The sequence below is a fragment of the Pseudomonas sp. NCHU5216 genome (assembly GCF_052156495.1).
Taxonomy (GTDB): Bacteria; Pseudomonadota; Gammaproteobacteria; order Pseudomonadales; family Pseudomonadaceae; genus Aquipseudomonas.
In genome coordinates, this window is sequence record NZ_JBQLIX010000007.1 from 93969 (window position 1) to 113921 (window position 19953).

General features: G+C 64.8%; 10 protein-coding genes. 4 read left to right on the forward strand and 6 right to left on the reverse strand.

Annotation, left to right across the window (positions count from 1 at the left end):
• Window positions 1-22: 22 nt before the first annotated feature.
• A complete protein-coding gene (locus tag ACSVIK_RS07935; protein WP_442443801.1) occupies window positions 23-1507 on the reverse strand; it encodes a TolC family protein in 1485 nt (494 codons plus the stop codon).
• A gap of 53 nt (window positions 1508-1560) precedes the next feature.
• Window positions 1561-9714, reverse strand: a complete 8154-nt coding sequence (locus tag ACSVIK_RS07940) for an Ig-like domain-containing protein (protein ID WP_442443802.1) — start codon at window positions 9712-9714, stop codon at window positions 1561-1563.
• A gap of 278 nt (window positions 9715-9992) precedes the next feature.
• Between ACSVIK_RS07940 and ACSVIK_RS07945 the strand changes: the two genes are divergently transcribed.
• Both ACSVIK_RS07945 and ACSVIK_RS07950 read left to right on the forward strand, forming a co-directional pair.
• On the forward strand, window positions 9993-10580 hold the full coding sequence (locus ACSVIK_RS07945; protein WP_442443803.1) for a phage tail protein: 588 nt from the start codon (window positions 9993-9995) through the stop codon (window positions 10578-10580).
• A gap of 19 nt (window positions 10581-10599) precedes the next feature.
• Entirely contained in the window at window positions 10600-11172 is a 573-nt protein-coding gene (locus ACSVIK_RS07950) for a phage tail protein (protein WP_442443804.1), read from the forward strand.
• A 162-nt stretch (window positions 11173-11334) separates the two neighbouring features.
• On the opposite strand, the gene ACSVIK_RS07955 is transcribed toward ACSVIK_RS07950, so the two are convergent.
• A complete protein-coding gene (locus ACSVIK_RS07955; protein ID WP_442443805.1) occupies window positions 11335-11637 on the reverse strand; it encodes a DUF6916 family protein in 303 nt (100 codons plus the stop codon).
• A gap of 65 nt (window positions 11638-11702) precedes the next feature.
• On the opposite strand from ACSVIK_RS07955, the gene ACSVIK_RS07960 reads away from it, so the two are divergent.
• Window positions 11703-12194, forward strand: a complete 492-nt coding sequence (locus ACSVIK_RS07960) for a GNAT family N-acetyltransferase (RefSeq protein WP_442443806.1) — start codon at window positions 11703-11705, stop codon at window positions 12192-12194.
• A gap of 6 nt (window positions 12195-12200) precedes the next feature.
• Here ACSVIK_RS07960 and ACSVIK_RS07965 read toward each other — a convergent pair whose 3' ends face one another.
• Genes ACSVIK_RS07965 through ACSVIK_RS07975 form a run of 3 tightly spaced genes read right to left on the reverse strand, consistent with a single transcriptional unit; the run spans window position 12201 to window position 16392 of the window.
• Window positions 12201-14297 (reverse strand): HlyD family efflux transporter periplasmic adaptor subunit, encoded by a 2097-nt coding sequence (locus ACSVIK_RS07965; RefSeq protein ID WP_442443807.1) that lies wholly within the window; start codon window positions 14295-14297, stop codon window positions 12201-12203.
• Entirely contained in the window at window positions 14294-15613 is a 1320-nt protein-coding gene (locus ACSVIK_RS07970; RefSeq protein ID WP_442443808.1) for an efflux RND transporter periplasmic adaptor subunit, read from the reverse strand. The genes ACSVIK_RS07965 and ACSVIK_RS07970 overlap by 4 nt, the downstream gene beginning before the upstream one ends.
• Window positions 15610-16392, reverse strand: a complete 783-nt coding sequence (locus ACSVIK_RS07975) for an efflux RND transporter periplasmic adaptor subunit (protein WP_442443809.1) — start codon at window positions 16390-16392, stop codon at window positions 15610-15612. The genes ACSVIK_RS07970 and ACSVIK_RS07975 overlap by 4 nt, the downstream gene beginning before the upstream one ends.
• Before the next feature lie 219 nt (window positions 16393-16611).
• Between ACSVIK_RS07975 and ACSVIK_RS07980 the strand changes: the two genes are divergently transcribed.
• Window positions 16612-19917: a transglutaminase family protein gene (locus ACSVIK_RS07980; RefSeq protein ID WP_442443810.1), complete on the forward strand. Its 3306-nt coding sequence runs from the start codon at window positions 16612-16614 to the stop codon at window positions 19915-19917.
• Window positions 19918-19953: the final 36 nt, after the last annotated feature.

A 19953-nucleotide genomic window follows, 5' to 3' on the forward strand; every position in this document is an offset into this window, starting at 1 on the left:
CCGGCAGACACGCCCGTCGCGGTCACATCTGACCTGATTGCCACTGCGCTTCGCGGCTGGCCAGCGCGGCAGCGATGTCCTCGATGCTGTCGGAGGCGATGCTTTCCGGCAGCGGGTCGAAGCCCACGCTGGCGAACAACTGGCCGTAGCTGTTGCGCAGCTCGGCATAGGCCAGGTCGCGGCGCAGGTCGGCCTGCAGGGTGTTCAGCTCACCCTGGATCAACTCCAGTTCACCGATGCCCTGGGCCTGATAGCGGTTACGCAATTGCTCGACGATCTGGCTGTCCAGGCCGGCCAGTTGCTGGCTGGTCTGGAACTGGCGCTGGGCTTCGCGGAAGTTGGCATTGGCCACGTGCAGTTGCGCCAGAATGGCCATGGACATGGCCTGGCGGCGCGCGTCGGCGACTTCCTGGCCGGCCTTGGCCACGTCGATGGCGGCTGGCGCGGAAAGCACGTTGAACAGGTTCCAGGTGACCTTCACGCCGTAGTCGGCCCAGCTCTGGTTGACCAGGAAGGAGTTGCTGTCGTAATGACCGCCAGCCGAGAACTCCAGGCCAGGCAGCAGGCGCAGCATGGCCTTGCGGGTTTCGGCGGCGCTGATGCGCGCCTGATAGTCCTGCTCGCGCAGTTCCGGACGGCTGGCCAGGGCTTCTTGTTCGAGCTGGCTGAGCTCGACCTTGAGTTCCGGCATCTGATAGCCGCCATCGGGCGCCAGTTCGACATCGGTGCCCAGGGGCAGGTTGATCAGGGTCGCCAGTTCGGTCTTGGCCAGGGACAACGCGCGGCGCTGTTCTTCCAGTTGCCGGGTGGCCTCGATCAGCGCGCGCTGGTAGCTCAGTGCCTGGATCGGGTCGCCGATGCGCTGTTCGCTGAGGTGCTGGCTGTTGTCACGGGCCTGGGCGACCCGGTTCATCAGACTGTCGATCTGGGTCAGCAGGCGGTCGGCTGCCACTGCGCGCCAATAGGCCGAGCGCACATCCTGAATGATGGTGTGCAGCACCTTGCGCCGGCGTTCCTGCACGATCAGGCGCTGGTCGCCCTGTTGCTTGGCGCTGACGTAGCTGACGCCGAAGTCGAGCACGTTCCACACCATGGTCAGGTCGGCGACGTCGCGGTCACGATCCTGCGAGGTGGAGGGCTCCAGCGATTGGGTGCCGGTGCGGATGCTCTCGCTGCTGGAGGCACTGATGTTGCTGCGCCCTGCGTAGCCAGCCGACAGAGCCATGCGTGGCAGCATGTCGAAGGTGGCCAGGTCGACCTGGCGCTGCGCCATGGCCTCTTCCATGACCTTCAGGCGCGCCTCGAGGTTGTACTTCACCGCACGAGCCATGGCCTCATGCAAGGTCAGCGGACCATTGAGCGGCTCCTGATCCTTGAACATCATCGTCAGATCATGCTGTGCCCTTTGTTCACTGACGCTGCGGTCAATCGGCTTGCTGGTGACGGCGCAGCCACTGATGGCCAGCGTCAACAAGCTGATCGTGAACAACTTCTGTGTATTACCCATCCTTGAACTGCCCCCTAGTACGGTGTTCATTCGATTCTTATAGGTTTTGCCGATCAGGCCTGTGGCATTGGCGCGGACAACTGTCCCAGCGCCCAGGCGAGGTCTCTTATCTGGCGTTGTTCGCTTGCGCCTATCTCTTGCAACTGCTGGCCCAGTGTCGGTGCCCCGGTCACCGCTCCGAGGTCATTGCCGCCCAGGCCACCGCCCCAGCGTAGCTGGATATCACTCGATTGCTGGGGCACCTCCTTGCTGAACAGACCGGAGAAGCTGCTGCTGCCGAATACGCTGGCATCGCCACCGCCAAAGCCGAGGAAGCCCACGGCGCTGCCATTGCCGCCTCCGCTGTCACTGCTGGAGAAGACCAGGGCAATGTAGCTGGGCGCCAGCGCGCCATTGTTGATGAAGATATTGCCCAGGGTAGGAATACCGCTGCCCAGGGTCGGTAGATCGAACAAGGGCGGTGGCAGCAGTGGTGAGGCGAAGATCGGGGCCGGGGCTGGCGGTAGAGCCGTATCGGGCTGCGAACTGGGTTCCGTAGGCAGGGTGCTCCCTGGATTGCTGCGGAACTCCGGATCCCCTTCGGTTTGATTTTGGGTATAGGGCTGACCGACCAGGCCACTTGTAAGCGTGTTGCCGGCTGAATCGCTGATGCCGGTGCCACTGCTGTTGAGTGCCAGGGCCAGGCTGCCGCTGCCTACAACGTTGCTAATGCTGATCTGGTAGGTGCGTGCATCGATCTGCACCAGGCTGCTGAGGTTACCCTGGGCGCTGCCGGTACTGACCAGGCTGAAGTCCGACAGATCGACGCCGCTCACGTCTTCGCTGAAGGTCAGTGTATAGCGCACATTGCCGGCACTGCTGGAGGCTTGATCGAGGGTCAGGGTCGCAGTGGGCGCTGTGGTGTCGACGCGCACGCCCGAGGTGTCTCCGACATTGTTCAGGGTCAGATTCATGGCATTGCCAGTGGCATCGCGCAGGCTGCCACCATTGTTCTGCAGGCCCGTCACGGTGATGCCGTCCGCATCGTTCAGACCAGGTTGCACGCTGTACTGGAAGACCAACGTCGTGGTGCCAGAGCCTGCCACATAGTCGGCGAAGACCGTGGTGCCGCCGATATCCAAGGCAAGCCTTGGCGTACCGTTGACCAGAACGGCTTCGCTGGCGTTGACCACGAAGGTCAGGGTATCGCCTGCGTTGTACTGTACGCCGGCTGGCACGTTGACACTGCCAATGAGTGGAACCACGGTGTCGACGGCATAATTGCTCGATAGGGTACCGCCAACGCCGGCATTACCTGCTGCGTCCTGTACGGCCGTGTTGTTCAGCGTGATCAGGTTGCTGCTCGCGGTGACGTTGGCGTCTGGCGTCAGGGTCGCTGTCCAGGTGATGCCGCCATCGTTGCTGCTGAGCCCGCTGAGAGTGCCATTGGTTGCGCTGAGGTCAGCCAGACTCAGACCCGTTACCGCTTCGTTGAAGGTGATCGTCACGGTTGTGGTCTCACCGGCAGCCAGCGCGGTGTCGCTCAACTGGATGGTCGCAGTCGGGCGCTGGGTGTCGATGGCGTAGTTGTTCGAGTTGGTGCTGCCGCTGCCGATATTGCCAGCGGCATCCTGTACCCCGCTGTTGTCCAGGGTAATGACATTGCTGGTGTCGGCAATGTTGCCATTGGGCGTCAGGATTGCCGTGTAGGTGATGTTGTCCGAAGTGCTCAGGTTGCTCAGGGCACCGTTGGCCACGCTGAAGTCGGCCAGGCTAAGGCCTGTGACAGCTTCGTTGAAAGTGATGCTCACGGCGGTGGTTTCACCTACGGCCAGGGCGGTGTCAGTTACCACGATGGTGGCCGTCGGCCGTTGGGTGTCCATGGCGTAGTTATTGGAGTCGGTGGTGCCGGTGCCGGTATTGCCTGCAGCATCGGTGTAGCCAGTGTTGTCCAGGGTGATCAGGTTGGTCGTGTCAGTGACGTTGGCGTTCGGCGTCAGGGTGGCGGTCCAGGTGATACCTCCATCGGTGCTGCCGAGTCCTCTGATGCTGCCGTTTGCCACGCTGAAGTCATCCGTGGTCAGACCGGTCACCGCCTCGTTGAAGGTGATGGTGACGGTGGTGTTCTGGCCTGCTTTCAAGGTGGTATTGGCAACCACGATGCTGGCGCTTGGGCGCTGGGTGTCGATGGCATAGTTGCCCGACTCGGTGCTGCCCGTGCCGGTGTTGCCGACGGTATCGGTGTAGCCGGTGTTGTCCAGGGTGATCAGGTTGCTGCTGTCGGTGACGTTGGCGTTCGGCGTCAGAGTGGCAGTCCAGGTGATGCCGCCGTCGTTGGAGCTTAGGCCGCTCAGGGTGCCGTTGGCGACGCTGAAGTCGGTGATGGTCAGTCCGGTGACCGCTTCGCTGAAGGTGATGGTGACGCTGGTGGTCTGCCCGGCCTTCAACGCGGTATCGCTCGCCACGATGGTGGCCGTGGGGCGCTGGGTGTCAATGGCGTAATTGTTCGAGTTGGTACTACCAGTACCTGTGTTGCCAGCGGCATCCTGAACACCCGTATTATCCAGGGTGATCAGGTTGCTGCTGTCGGTAACGCTGCTGCTTGGCGTCAGGGTGGCGGTATAGGTGATGTTGTCCGAGGTGCTCAGATTGCTCAGGGTGCCGTTGGCCACGCTGAAGTCGGTCAGGCTCAGGCCTGTCACTGCCTCGTTGAAGGTAATGGTCACGACAGAGGTTTCACCGATGGCCAGCGCAGTGTCAGTCACCACGATGGTGGCCGTCGGCCGTTGGGTGTCGATGGCGTAGTTGTTGGAGTCGGTGGTGCCGGTGCCGGTATTGCCTGCAGCATCGGTGTAGCCGGTGTTGTCCAGGGTGATCAGGTTGGTCGTGTCGCTGACGTTGGCGTTCGGCGTCAGGGTCGCTGTCCAGGTGATGCCGCCGTCGCTGGAGCTGAGGTTGCCGAGTGTGCCGTTGGCCACGCTGAAGTCACCCGTGGTCAGGCCGGTCACCGCCTCGCTGAAGGTGATGGTGACGGTGGTGTTCTGGCCTGCTTTCAAGGCGGTATCGGCAATCACGATGCTGGCACTTGGGCGCTGGGTGTCGATGGCATAGTTGACCGAATCGGTGCTGCCTGTGCCGGTGTTGCCGACGGCATCGGTGTAGCCGGTGTTGTCCAAGGTGATCAGGTTGCTGCTGTCGGTGACGTTGGCACTGGGCGTTAGGGTAGCGGTCCAGGTGATGTTGTCCGAGGTGGCCAGATTGCTTAGCGCACCGTTGGCCACGCTGAAGTCACCCGTGGTCAGGCCGGTCACCGCTTCGCTGAAGATGATGGTGACGGTTGTGGTCTGCCCGGCCTTGAGCGTGCTATCGCTCACCACGATGGTGGCCGTGGGGCGCTGGGTGTCGACGGCATAGTTGACCGAGTCGGTGCTACCGCTGCCGATATTGCCGGCCATATCCATCACGCCGGTGTTGTTCAGGGTGATCAGGTTGCTGGCATCGCTGACGCCGGCATCTGGCGTGAAGGTGGCCGTCCAGGTCAGGCCGCCATCGTTGCTGCTGAGGCCGCTGAGGCTGCCGTTGGCCACGCTGAAGTCGGCGATGTCCAGGCCTTGCACGGCCTCGTTGAAGGTCACGGTGACGGTGGCGGTCTCGCCGATGCGCAGCGCCGTGTCGCTGAGGGTGATGCTGCTGGCTGCCGGGCGCACACCATCTACCACCAGGGCCTTGTTGGCACCCAGGGAGCCTGCAGCGCCGGGTGTTGGCAGGGTGAGGAGGGCGGCCTGGTTGGCGCCGTCCTCAATGCTGCCGCCGTTGAGGCTCAGGGCCGCAGTGGAAACGTAGTCGAGGTCGGCGGAGCTGTCACCGGCCTGTACGGTGTAGCTGAAGCTCAGGGTGTCGCTGCCCGAGCCGGAAAGGTAGTTGAGTACACGGTCGGTGGTGCCGGTTTCCAGGGTCAGGGTCGGGGTACCGGTGACATTCACGGCACTGCTGAACTGGACGGTGACGACTATGGTGTCGCCGATCCTGTAGGTGTCGTTGGCCGTGCTGGACGAGACGCTGGTGACCGTCGGGGCGGTGGGGGCGGTCAGGGTCAGGTCATTGCCAGTGCCACCGACATAGCTGGTGGTCAACTGGGTGCCATTGCCCGCCGCATTGAATCTGTCGCCCTCGAAGAGGCCACTGAAGGTGCCGGAGATGGCATCGGCGGCATCATTGAGGATGACCTCATAGATCTCGCCATTGCCGGCCGCATAACCGTGGGTGACCGCCAGGGTCGCATCTGCAAGCTCGACGGTGCCGTTTACCACGACCTGGTCGTAGCCGGTGCCCGCACTGGCGCCATTGATATCCAGTGCCAGAGTGCTGCCGAAGCCCAGGGTCAGGTTGCCATTCACGGTCAGGGTGCCGGCGCCGCCGTTGCCTGGAGAGAGGGTGCCGCCATCCTGCACGATGACGTTGCCACCCAAGGTGCCGCCGCCGGCCAGGGTGGCGCCATTGGCCACGGTGGTGGCGCTGCTGGTGCTGCCGTCCACCACCAGGGTACCGGCGGAAACGGTGGTACTGCCGGTGTTGGTATTGCTGGCCGAGAGATTCAGGCTGCCGCTGCCCGTCTTGGTCAGGCCGCCGCTGCCGCTGATCACCCCGGAGAGCGTCGCGGCGGCGCCGGCATTGATGGTGGCCGCGCCGGTCAAGGCCAGGGCATTGTCTATGGTGGTGTTGCCCGTGATCTGCAGGGTGGTGCCGTTGGCCAGGTTGAGGCTGCCGGCGCCCAGGTTGCCGTCACCGGCGACGCTCAGGGTGCCGGCATTGACGTTGGTGCTGCCGTTGTAGCTGTTGCTGCCGCTCAGGGTCAGGGTCGCGGCGCCGGCCTTGGTCAGGTTGTTGCTGCCGCTGATCACGCCGGAGAGAGTGGTATCCGCGCCGGTATTGACCGTGGCGTTACCGCTCAGGGCAATGGCGTTGTCGATGGTGGAGGCACCAGTGACGGCCAGGGTGCTGCCAGCCGCCAGGGTCAGCGTGCCGCTGCCCAGGTTGGCGTCGCTGGCGACGCTCAGGGTGCCGGCGCTGACGGTGGTGGCGCCGTATGTGTTGGTGCCGGACAGGGTCAGGGTCGAGGCGCCCGCCTTGGTCAGGGTGTAGGCACCGCTGACCACGCCGGACAGGGTGGCGTTGGCCGCTGCCGTGACCGTGGCGTTGCCGCCGAGGACGATGGCGTTGTCGACGGTGGTCGCGCCGGTGAGAGCCAGCGTGGTGCCGGCGGCCAGATTGACCGGCCCCGAGCCCAGGTTGCCGTCGCTGCTTACGCTCAGGGTGCCGGCATTGACGAAAGTGGCGCCATAGCTGTTGCTGGCGGCCAGGCTCAGGGTACCTGCGCCGGTTTTCGTCAGGGCGTAGGCGCCGCTGATGGCGCCACTGAGGGTGGCGGCGTCGCTGCTGTCGATGGTGCTGTTGCCGGTGAGGGCGATGGCATTGTCGATGGTCGTGGCGCCGGTGATTGCGAGCGTGCTGCCAGCCAGGGTCAGGCCGCCCGTGCCGAGGTTGCCATCACCAGCAATCGACAGTGTGCCGGCGGAGACGGTGGTGGTGCCGCTGTAGGTGTTGCTGCCGGCCAGGGTCAGGGTGCCGTTGCCCTGCTTGATCAGCGAGCCGCTGCCGGAAATCACCCCAAGAACCGAGGTACTGGTGTTGTCGCCGCCGGAGGTCAGGCTGTAGCTGCCCAGTTGGATGCTGGCGTTGGCATTGTTGCTCGCCAGGCTGCCGATGGTCTGATCCGAGAGTAGGGTCAGCACGCCGTTGCCGTTGACCCGTACCGCACTGCTGCTGGACACCGAGGCGTCGCCGTCAAGCTTCAGCCAGCCGTAATTGAGCAGCGTGGTGCTGCCGATGTAGCTGTTGTTGCCGGAGAGGGTCAGCGCATGGCTGGCCGAGCCTGTCTGGTTGATAGACAGGCCCCCGTCGCCACTGATATTGCCGGAGAAGGTGGTGTCTGCGGTCTGTAGGGTGGTCAGGGTATTGCTGCCCAGGGTTATCGAGCCCGCGCCGGAGAGGTTACCGATGGTTTCGCTGCTCGATAGTGCCAGGGTGGCGCCTGCGGCGATCGACACGCTGCTGCTGTCGGAAAGGGCACTACCTCCGGCGACAGTGAGCGTGCCGGCGGCGATGTTGGTGGCGCCGGAGAAGCTGTTGATAGCGCCGCTCAGGGTCAGGTTGCCGGCCCCGGCCTTGGTCAGTGCGCCGCTGCCGGCGACCACGCTGACGATGGACGCGGTATCACCCGAACCGTTGCTGAAGGTCTGGGTGGTACCCCCGGCGAGGGTGATGGTGCCGCCGGTGAGGGTCAGGCCACTGACCTGATCCAGATCGAAGGTCAGGCTCTCGTTGATCGATACGGCATTGAGGTTCAGCGTCTGGCCGGCCAGGGAGGCATCGAAGACGATGGTCTGGCTGCCGGTGGTGTCGTTGGCGGCGATGGCGACGGCTTCGCTGAAGCTCACACCGTTACTGACGTTGATGGTGGCAGTGTCGGTGTTGTTGGTCACGTAGATGGTATCGCTGGTGACCGTGGTGGTGGCGCTGGCGCTGCCCCCGGCGCCGTCATTGAGGGTGAAGCTGATGGTCGCGTCGCCGGCTGGGGTGTCGTTGCGGTAGGTGATGCGCTGTGCCACGTCGTTGACCAGCGCGGTGGTGGCGTTGGTGCCGCTGCTGGTGAAGTTGACTGTCAGCACGCCGTTGTTATTGGTGAAGGTGGCGAAGGTCTGCCCATTCGCTTGCAGGTTGTTGTTATCGATGCTGAATAAGGCGCCAGCGGACGTATCGAAGCCGAACAAGTCGCTGCTTACTGCAGTGCCGTTGCGTTGAATGACCAGGCTGGCGCCGGACCAGTTGCCGTTGCCGCCATTCAATGCGCCCAGCTCGGTGTCGCTCAGGCTGGCATTGCTGCCCACGTCGAGGTGCACGGTATTGCCCACGTTGCCCCAGGCCACGCTGTCGCCATTCAGGTTGCCGATTGTGGGAGCGGTATTGGCCCCTTTCAGGTCGGCCAGGATCAGTTGCTGCAGATCCATGTTGGCTACCGATGAGGCACCAACGAGATTGGTCACGCGCAGGGTGAAGGAGGAGATGTCATTGTACTTGGAGGCGTTCAGGTCGATGGTCAGCGGCCCCTGGGCGCCGTCGTAGGAGAATGAGTCATTGACAGCGATTCCGCCCGAGGTGGCGCTGAAGTCGAGGCGATATTTACCGCCGAAGCTCTGGATCACCATGCCGTCGAGGTCGAATGTGCCCAGGTCGACGTTGTCTGCGGTCCAGGTCAGCTCGTAATAATAATTGCCGTCGCCATCCATCTGCGGGCTGGTATTGAAATAGATGGAATTAGGTGAGCTGGCCCGGGTTGCACCGGTTGATTCGGTAATGTTGAAACCGTCGACGGTGTTGCCGCCGGTATTGTTGTTCCAGTAGGTATCGCCAAACGGCTGGGTAGCTGAGGGCAGCGCCAGCAGGTTGTCGTAGTTTGCCAGTTGCGCCATGTCCAGCACGTCATGAGCGGCGATTTCGCCACTCTGCCGCTCCAACTCCCAGTCGCCGCCCATGGCGGCAGCGCCGGTTCTGTCGGAGGAGGCCGCGATGTCGGCTTGGGTCAGCGTCGCCAGTTGCTCCACCAGGGCGGCACCGCTGTCGCTACGACCGATGTCGCAGCCATAAAGGAGGATGTCGCCGTCGCTGCTGAGGCTGGCACCGATCGCGGCCAGCTCGGTCGAGCGGCTGGCGACGTTCTGGTTGTCCAGCGTGGCGCTGCCCAGTTTCAGCAGGCCCTGCTCGCCATGGCTGAAAATATGGATGGCATCGATGTCCTGCCGGCCTTGCAGATAGTCGGCGATCTGTTGCAGGCCATCACGGTTGCCGTCGAGTACCACCACCTCGACTCCCGGGCGTAGCGAGGCGATCAGTTGCTCCTTGTCGGCCACCTTGCCATCGATGAACACCAGATCCTGACGCTGATCGGCCGTGGCACTTTCTGGCGCTGCGGCCAGGGTGTCGTGCGAGGCGTCGGGGCTGCTTGCCGCATCCGGGGTATCGGTGGGCTGGCTGGCGGTGGTCTCGGCGACGGTAGCGGCCACGGCGCCGTCGAACATCATGCGGGCTTCGAGGCTGATGGCCAGAGGAGCATGCAGCGAGCCAGTCTGGGGTTTGCTGCGGGTTGAGACTTTCGGCAGATTGCGAAACATTTTGAACTTCCTCCCTGGACTCACCGCTCATGTTTCCTCTACTGCCGAGGCTCTACGTGGGTTGGTGAATGGGCATGCAAGTGTGACTGGTGGCGGTATGCCTTCAGTGGCCGTAAAAGCAGTCTAGTTCTTTATCCGGCAATTGATAGGCGTCCCGATAAATAAATCTTCGCCTGCCCGGATGTCAGCTATGGTTCTTATCGGCTCGGGCCGCAAGGAAGAAGTCGGCGGATCGGGCGACTCCGTGATCATGCGACCATAATCGAAAAGGAATAGTCATGAGCGATCAGTCCTACATTGGTGCGATCAGTGGTTGGGCACCCAACTTCGCACCCCGTAACTGGGCCTTCTGCCAGGGGCAATTGCTGCCCATCAATCAGAACCAGGCGCTCTTTGCCGTCATCGGCACAACCTATGGGGGGAACGGTCAGACCAACTTCGCCCTGCCCAACCTGCAAGGCCGTGTACCCATTGGGGCGGGGCAATCGCCAGGCACCACGCTGCACCCTCTGGGGCAGCAGGCAGGCCAGGAAACCATGACCCTGACACCACTGCAGATGCCCGCGCACAACCATGCCGCCACGGTCTCGGCCAGCGCGTCCTTGCCGGCCAGCAGCGCGGCTGCCACCACGGCCACGCCGACAGCCAGCACCGTGTTGGCCAGTGCCACCGGCGCTTATGGCCGCGAGATAGTCGATGTGAAGATCTATGCGCCGGCCCCTGGTTCGGTCAGCGTACCCCTCAGCACGACGGCCACCGTGACCGTGGGCGCTACTGGCGGCAACCAGCCTTTCTCCATCCTCCAGCCCTTCACCGTCATCAACTACATCATCTGCATGCAAGGGATCTTCCCCCCACGCGATTGATGGCTCGAGGAGTATTGCAATGGATATCGACAGCTACATGGGGGTAGTCGCCCCCTTTGCTGGAAACTTCGCGCCGCGAGGCTGGATGACCTGTAGTGGGCAGCTTTTGTCGATTGCCCAGTTCGACGCACTGTTTTCTCTGTTAGGTACTACCTATGGAGGTAATGGCACGACCACCTTCGGCTTGCCCAACCTCAATGGACGTGTCGCGATGGGGGCCGGTGGGCAATACGATCCCGGCGAGATGGCCGGGACGGAAAGCACCACGCTGCTGCTGAACAATCTGCCCCAGCACCAGCACGATGCCGTTAGCCAGTTGAGCGTGGCCCTGCAGGAAGCGGACGTCCCCGCCACTGCAAGCCAGGCCTCGGCCACCAGCACGCTCGGGCAAAGCCTTGGCAATTATGGTCGCGAGGACGTAGCGGTACAGATCTACGCGCCCGCGCCAGGCTCTGTGCAGTTGCCCGCGCAACTGCAGATGAGCGTTCAGTTAGCCGTCAATGGTCAGAACCAGCCGGTGAGCATAGTGCAGCCAGTACTGGCCCTGACGCAGTGCATCTGTATCGAGGGGCTCTATCCACCTCGGCAGTGATCGGTCGCCACTATCAGGCCTAGCAGGCTGTTGAAAACTACCTGCGTTGGCAATACTGCGTTAAAAACGACCTCAAAATGCTCATTTACAACACGTAAACTGCGCTTTTTCGGTCGTTTTTGCCTTGTCTTGCCTGCCTCGCCTACGTTTTTCAACGGCTTGCTAGTTGAACTGGGCCTGATAGTGGCGCAGGCCGTCACCAGGGGAGGCGATCGGGCTCAGGTAGAGCATGTATTCGCGGCCGCTGGCGCTCTTGAGGCGGTACTGCGCTTCCAGCAGCAGCACGTTCATGGGTGTGGTGAAGATCAGCGAGAAGGGCGTGCGATAACCATTGTTCGCCACGCCTCCTTCCACCAGCCTGTGCAGGGTCAGTTGGACCGGGTCGGGCACGGTCTCTGCCGTGAACAACTGGCCGATTTCCGCGTTGAAAGACCGAGCCGTGAGGCCTTGAGTATCGATGAGCATGGGTCACTCCCTGTGCTTAGGAATAATTGGCATTGCCTGCCAGGCAGGGGGAAATATAGCAGCCCATGAACCAGATGAAGGCCGGCGGTGAGCTCAAGCGCCGTGTCGCCTGCGCGGCGGACGAACCCTGGCTGCGCCAGCTCTTCGCCCAGTTACGGGGTTTGCAACCTGAGCTGTTGGCCGCCTGTCCGCAATTGCTGGAGCAGCAATGGCAACTGCAGCGCCAGGTTTTCGCCAATCATTATCCCGAGGCCCGTACCGAGATCGTGCTGATCGACGCTGAGCCGGTCGGGGCGCTCACCTGGCACGCGGGGGCGACATGCATTCGCCTGTTGGATATTGGCCTTGAGGCCCAGCACCGCGGGCAGGGCCTGGGCGAGCGACTGCTGAGGGAGCTGATCGGCCAGGCCGACCAGCAGGGCAAGGCGCTGGAACTGGCGGTGATGCGCCACAACCCCGCGCTGCGTCTCTACCAGCGCTTGGGGTTTCGTGCGCAAGCTAATGCGGAGGATGAGGTTCAGCTACAGATGCGCCGTGAGCCGCAGCAAGTGGCCTGAGTCGTCTCAAAATCCACTTTCGCGCACACCGAGCGCCGCGATTCGCCGCCAGGCGGCGCCCAGCAGGGACTGGCGCTCACCCTCTAGCAGCACCACGCCGCGCAGTGGGTGGTCGGGATGGATGTCGTCTTCGAGCAGCGTCAGGCGTGTCCCGTATTGCGCCTGCACGGGCTCGGCGCGATGTTGCGCGTCGCGGCGCACGGCGATGGGGCCACCATGATCGGAGCTGAGCGCCTCCAGCTCCAGGTAGGCGGCAGCGGTGGGGTTCACTTCATCCAGGCGCACCGGCATGGCCGGGCGTGCTGGGTCATCGGCAATGAAACGTCCGCTGCTGCCAGCCTCGACCCGCCAGAGGTTCTCTTCGGCCAGGTAGCCGCGCAGGCGCAGCCCAGGCTCGACGATGCGCGCCAACGGCTCGGCAGGGTGCAGCCAGCGATCCACACTCAGGTCGCGTTGCAGGTCACGCACCACGCCGGCCTGTGGCGCGCGTAACTGCAGGCGCTCACGTTGCGCAGCGAGGCCGCGGTATTCGGCCACGGCCTCGGCCAGGCGCTGTTCGAGAACGCCGGCGTCGGCCGCCGTCTCGCTGCGTGCCGACAGACGACGTAGTTGCAGTTGCAGAATGTCGATCTCGCGGCGGACGATGGCTTGCCGCGAGTCCAGATCGGGCGAGTCCAGTTCCAGCAGCAGGTCACCGGCCGCCACGCTCTGCCCGTCCTGCACGTGCACCGCCTTCAGGCGCGCGGCCACCGGAGCGTGCAGGGCATGGGTGCGGGAGGCTTCGAGCAGGGCCGGTATCTCCACCGAACTGCGCCAGGGCACCACCAGCACCAGCAGTACCGCGCCCAGGCCCAGCCCGGTGAGCAATGCCTTGTGCGGATTGGCCTGTTCGCGGCGTTGCCACCACTCGCCCAGTTCGCGCCAGATCGGCAAACCGATGAACCAGAGCAGCTCCACCAGCATGAGGAAGATGCCCAGCACCTTGAAGAACAGGTGATAGACCGCCAGGGCGATGCCGAGGAACAGGATCGCGCGCCAGATCCATGAGCCATAGCCCCAGATCAGCAGGCGTTTGCGCATGGCCGGCGACCAGGGCTCGGGGGCCGGTTCGCCATAGCCGAACAGCGCCTCGCGCAGGCGCCAGCGGCACAGGGCGAAGGCGCGTTGCTGCAGGTTATCCACGCCCCACAGGTCGCTGATCAGAAAATAGCCATCGAAGCGCATGAAGGGGTTGAGGTTGATCACCAGGGTGGTGATCCAGGTGGCGCTGGCCAGCATGAACGCCGCAGTGCGCGCTGGGCCGTCCGGCAGCAGCGACCAGGCCAGCAACGCCAGTACCGCTAGCGACAGTTCGGCAAGCACGCCACCAGCACCGATCAGCAGCCGTGAACGGCGGTCACGCACGCGCCAGGCGTCGCTGACATCGGTGTAGAACATCGGCAGCAGCACCATGAAGGCCAGGCCCATGCTCTGCACCCGGCAGCCGGCACGCTTGGCCATGAAGGCATGGCCGAATTCGTGGCAGAGCTTGGCGAAGGTCAGTGCCACGCCGAAGGCCAGGGCACCGCCGAGGCTGAACAGATGGGGGAAGGTGGTGAGAAAGCGCTGCCAGTCGCGGATCACCAGGAACAGGCCGAGTAGCAAGACCAGCGGCAGGCCCCTGCGCAGAAGCCAGGGGCCGTGGCGCTCCAGCACCGGCCAGGCGCGATTGAGAAAGGGATCCGGGCGCCACAGCGGGATGCGGAAGAACAGGTACTGATGCAGCACCCGCTTCCACGGGCTCTGGCGCTGGGCGGCGGCTTTCATGGCGTAGCTAGCGCGCTGCCTGTCGTCCAAGGCGGCGATCAGGTCATGCTGGCTGAGAAAACCCAGCATCTCCTCCAGCTCGGCAGAGCCAAGGGGCAGGCCGGGTTCGGCATTGGCCGCCGCCAGCACGCGCTGTGGCTCGCCCAGCGTCCAGTGACGCAGCAGGCGCACGGCCGCCGCACCGAGCTTGAAGTAGCGGCCGCGCAGCGGGTCGGCCAGCGTCCATTGCGGTGCGCCATCGAGGCCGGGGGCGGCCGGCGATAGCTGCAGGTCGGGGCGCAGCGCGGGCAGCATCACAGGCCCAGGCTCTGCCGCGCCGCGGCCAAAGGCCGGCGCAGCAGGTAGTAGGCCAGCGGCGCGCGGTCGCCGAACAGCTTGGCGGTGCCGCGCAGGCCGATACGCGGCGGCGCTTCGATGAAGGCAGCGTCGAGGCGATAGGCCAATTGCCCGGCGGCGGTGCTTTGCGCCTCGTAGGCGGCGCGCTCCAGTCGCGCTTGGTGACGATGCAGCGGATCGCTGTCGAGAAACAGCGCCACCTCGGCGCCGGGCTGCAGGGCGATGGCGTCACCCACTGGCAGTTCGATGCGCAGTTCGGCCTGATTCGGGTCGGCTATCTGCATCAGTCGTTCGCCGGTCTGCACCGGTTTGCCGGTCAGGCGCTCGGCATCGGCGAACACCGCGATGCCCGCGCGCTCGGCGCGCACCTCGCTGCGCGCCAGCAACTGCTGGGCATAGTCGCGCTCGGCGCGCTTCTGCTCGACGCGCGCGGCGAGCAGATCCAGGCGGGCGCTGGATTCGGCATCGACGAAGGCGCGCTGGCTGTTGGCCTTGAGTTCCGCCTCGGCCACGCCCAGGGTGCGCTCGGCGACATCGGCCTGGGCCTTGAGGCTGGTGGCATCGAAGCGCACCAGCACGTCCCCGGCGGCCACCTGCTGATTAGGCTTGACCAGGAACTCGGCGATCACCCCATCCAGTGGCGCTGCCACCACGCGGCCACCCAGGGGCACCACCTCGGCAGGGGCCAATACCGACTGGCGTACCGGGATCAGCAGCAGCAAGCAGAGCACAGCGGCCACGGCCAGCAGCTTCTTGCGTGGCCAGCGCAGGCGCCAGGGCTTGCGCGGCTGCAGGGCCAGCCAGGCATGGGCGTAGCTGTCGGCCAACTGCGTCAGCAAGGATTGCTCGGCATCGTTGAAGGCTTGCTCGCGGGCCAGCCACAGGCCACCGAAGGTTTCGCCGCTGCGGTTCTTCAACGGCAGCCAGTAGGCGTGTGGGGCGGACAGCTCGTTCATGTCCAGGCGAGTCTGCTCGTCCAGCTGCGCCGGGTCGACGTTATGCCCCTCGTCCAGGCACCCCTGCTCGCGCAGGGCCGCAGCGGCACGCTCGACGAACGCGACGAAAGGGGAGTGCGCCTCCACCACGCTGATGCCGGTCAGCGCCTGCACCTTGCCGGCGATCAGCAGGGCGGCATGGCGGAAACCGAACAGCGCCTGGCCATCATTGACCATGGCGAAGGCCAGTTGCTCGGTGTTGTCAGCCCTGCGCGCCTGCTGCTCGAGGCCGAGGAACAGGGCGAAGATGCGCTCCGCGCTGGCCGGCAGCGGCGCGTTCATGGTGACTCCTGGAACTGCGCGGTGCCGCTCATGCCGGCCAGCAGGCCTTTGGCATCCTCGGGCAGGCTACCGATCAGCAGCAGGGTCTGGCTGCCTTCATCGATGCGCGCGCCCAAGCGTTTGATCCTGGCCTGCAGGGGCTTGCCGGTTTCGTCGGGGATGAACTCGAAGGCTTGCCCCGGTTGCAGGCGGCTGAGCCAGCTCGAGGGCACCAGCAGATAGATTTCCAGCGTGGTGTTATCCACCACCTCCAGCAGCGGCGCGCCACTGGCGACGCTTTCATGCGGTTGGGCGCGGCGCTGTACCACGTTGCCGGCGAAGGGTGCGGTGACGCTGCAACGCCTGACCTGCACCTGGTACACCTGGGTCTCGGCCTGGGCCTGGGCCTGGCGGGCTTCGGCCAGCGCCACCTCGAAGCGGCCGACCGAGTTGAGCGCGGCCAGTTGCTTCTTGTGGTTCAGCTCTTCACGGGTGGCGCGCGCGGCGGCCTGCGCAGCATTGAGCTGAGCCTGGTAGGCGCTGCAGTCGAAACGGGCGAGCAGATCACCCTTGGCGAAGCTCTGGCCGTCGCTGTAAGGCATTTCGACGATACGCCCGGCCAGTTCGCTGCTGATCACTGCCTGATTGCGCGCGCGCAGCACCCCGCGCACCTGGCGTTCGCCACTGTTGGCGGTGGTTTGATCGAGGGGGGCGAGCAACGGGTCTTCTGCCCGGAGCGAGGGGCTGAGGACGAGCGTCAGGATAGCGAGGGGCAACCAGTGGGCGGAGCGAGGGGACATGACACACATCCTTGATGAGATGTGTGCAGTCTAAGGCAGGCTGCGGCTATGGCAAATCCATTGCGATGTTCGTTAATGGTGCGTCAACGCGGCTCTGGTGCGCACCTGGCTTCTTGCTGGTGCGTTGAGGTTATGATTGCGCCTGATTGATTCGTGCCCCGCGCCCTGGCATAAGTCTTGCGCTGCACGGAGCATCGTCCAGGCTAGCAGGAGGCCGCCGTGTCGATTCATGTCGCGCTGCACCATGTTACCCACTACCGCTACGACCGCGCGGTCAACCTTGGCCCACAGGTGGTGCGCTTGCGCCCGGCACCGCACAGCCGCACACGTATCCTCTCCTACGCGCTGAAGGTCGAGCCGGGCCAGCACTTCGTCAACTGGCAGCAGGATCCGCAGGGCAACTACCTGGCGCGTCTGGTCTTTCCGGAAAAGACCCGCGAGTTCAAGGTCGAGGTGGATCTGCTTGCCGAGATGGCGGTGTTCAACCCCTTCGACTTCTTCCTCGAGCCCTACGCCGAGCGCATTCCCTTCGCCTATACCGAAGGCGAGCAGCGTGAGCTGGCGCCCTACCTGGTGAAGCTGCCGGTGACACCCTTGTTCGCCAAGTACCTGGCCGGCATTTCCCGCGAGCCGAAGCCCAGCGTCGATTTTCTGGTGGAGCTGAACCAGCGCCTGTCCAGCGATATTCGCTACCTGATCCGCATGGAGCCGGGCGTACAGACGCCGGAACGGTCGCTGGAGCTGGCGTCCGGCTCGTGCCGCGACTCGGCATGGCTGCTGGTGCAGTTGCTGCGTCACCTGGGGCTGGCTGCGCGCTTCGTTTCCGGTTACCTGATCCAGCTCACCGCCGACGTCAAATCCCTCGACGGCCCCAGCGGCACCGACAAGGACTTCACCGATCTGCACGCCTGGTGCGAGGTGTACCTGCCCGGTGCCGGCTGGATCGGTCTCGACCCTACCAGCGGCCTGTTCGCTGGCGAAGGCCATATCCCCCTGGCCTGCAGCCCCGAACCGTCCTCGGCGGCGCCGATCACCGGCGGCCTGGACGAGTGCGAGGTGGAGTTCGAGCACCTGATGAGCGTCGAGCGCGTGTGGGAAGCACCGCGCGTCACCAAGCCTTACAGCGAGGCGCAGTGGCAGGCGATCCTGGCCCTGGGCCGGCAGATCGACGATGACCTGAGCAAGCATGACGTACGCCTGACCATGGGTGGCGAACCGACCTTCGTCGCCCTCGACTACCCCGATGACGACGAGTGGAACACCGCCGCGCTGGGGCCGAACAAGCGGCGCCTGGCTGCCGACCTGTTCCATCGCCTGCGCAGCCATTACGCCCCCAATGCCCTGGTGCACTTCGGCCAGGGCAAGTGGTACCCGGGCGAGCAGTTGCCGCGCTGGTCGCTGAACTGCTTCTGGCGCCGCGATGGCGAGCCGCTGTGGCACGACCCCAAATTGCTGGCCGACGAGAAACGTGGCTATGGCGCTACCGCCGAAACCGCCGCGCGCTTTCTCGCCAGCCTGGCCGCACAGCTTGGGGTGGATGGCGACAACGTCTTCCCGGCTTATGAAGACTGGTTTTACTACCTGTGGCGCGAGCGCAAGCTGCCGGACAACGTCAGCCCCGACGACCCGCGCCTGAGCGACCCACTGGAGCGCGAGCGCCTGCGCAAGGTGTTCGACCAGGGCCTCGACGCCGTGGTTGGCCATGTGCTGCCGCTGGCGCGCCAGGTGGTGGGTGAGGGCTGGCAGAGCGGGCGTTGGTTCCTGCGTGATGAACACTGCCGCCTGCTGCCGGGGGATTCCGCGCTGGGCTACCGCCTGCCGCTGGATTCGCTGCCCTGGGTCAGCCAGGCCGATTACCCCTACATCAACCCGCTCGACCCCAGCCAGGCGCTGCCACCGCTGCCCAGCCCGGCCCAGATCCAGCGCCAGTTGCGCGGGGTCTGGCGTGGCGCCAGTGGCGCTGCGGGCAATGGCTCGCAGAGCGCGCGCCCGGCCAGCGGGCAATCTGCCGCCGGCATCGTGCGTACTGCGCTTTGTGCCGAACCGCGCGAGGGGCGGCTGTATCTGTTCATGCCGCCGCTGGCGCACCTGGAGGACTATCTGGAGCTGGTCGCCGCCATCGAGACCGTGGCCGCCGAGCTCGACTGCCCGGTGCTGATGGAGGGCTACGAGCCGCCGCAGGATCCGCGCCTGCAGTACTTCCGCGTCACCCCCGATCCGGGCGTGATCGAGGTGAACATCCATCCAGCGGCCAACTGGGACGAACTGGTGGAGCGCTGCGAATTCCTTTACGAGGCGGCGCGCCAGTCGCGCCTGTCCAGCGAGAAGTTCATGATCGACGGGCGCCATACCGGCACCGGCGGCGGCAACCACTTCGTTCTGGGGGGCGCGACGCCCAGTGACTCCCCCTTTCTGCGTCGCCCCGACCTGTTGCGCAGCCTGATCAGCTACTGGCACAACCATCCGTCGCTGTCCTACCTGTTCAGCGGCCTGTTCATCGGCCCGACGTCTCAAGCCCCCAGGATGGACGAAGCGCGCAACGACGCCCTGTACGAGCTGGAGATCGCTTTCGCGCAGATGCCCGAGCCGGGCCGCGACTGCCCGCCCTGGCTGGTCGACCGCCTGCTGCGCAACCTGCTGGTGGATGTCACCGGCAACACCCACCGCGCCGAATTCTGCATCGACAAACTGTACTCGCCGGATTCCGCCAGCGGTCGCCTCGGCCTGCTGGAGCTGCGCGCCTTCGAGATGCCGCCGCACGCGCAGATGAGCCTGGCCCAGCAACTGCTGCTGCGCGCCTTGATCGCCCGTTTCTGGCAGGAGCCCTACCGCCCGGCCAAGCTGGTGCGCTGGGGCACCGAGCTGCACGACCGCTTCCTGCTGCCGCATTTCGTCGAGCAGGATTTCGCCGACGTGCTGCAGGAACTGGGCAGCTTCGGCTATCGCCTGCGCGGCGAATGGTTCGCCCCGCACCTGGAGTTCCGTTTCCCCAAGGCTGGCGACTTCGCCGTCAAGGGTATCGATCTGGAGCTGCGCCAGGCCCTGGAGCCCTGGCACGTGCTGGGCGAGGAGGGCGCCGTCGGCGGCACGGTGCGCTACGTCGACTCGTCACTGGAACGCATGCAGGTGAAAGTGAACGGCATGGCGCCGGATCGCTACCTGCTCACCTGCAACGGCGTGCCGGTGCCACTGCGGCCTACCGGCAAGGTCGGCGAGTTCGTCGGTGGCGTGCGTTTCCGCGCCTGGCAACCGGCCAGTTGCCTGCAACCGACCATCGGCGTGCATGCGCCGCTGGTGTTCGACCTCATCGACACCTGGATGCAGCGCTCCCTGGGTGGTTGCCAGTACCATGTGGCGCATCCCGGCGGGCGCAACTACGACAGCCTGCCGGTCAACGCCTACGAGGCCGAGAGCCGGCGCCTGGCGCGCTTCTTCCGTCTGGGCCACAGCCCAGGCAAGCGCCCGGCCCTGCAGCCGATAGACAATAATGAATTGCCGATGACCCTGGATCTGCGGCGCGTCTGACCACATGTTGCGCACATGAATGTCGGTTGCCGCGAT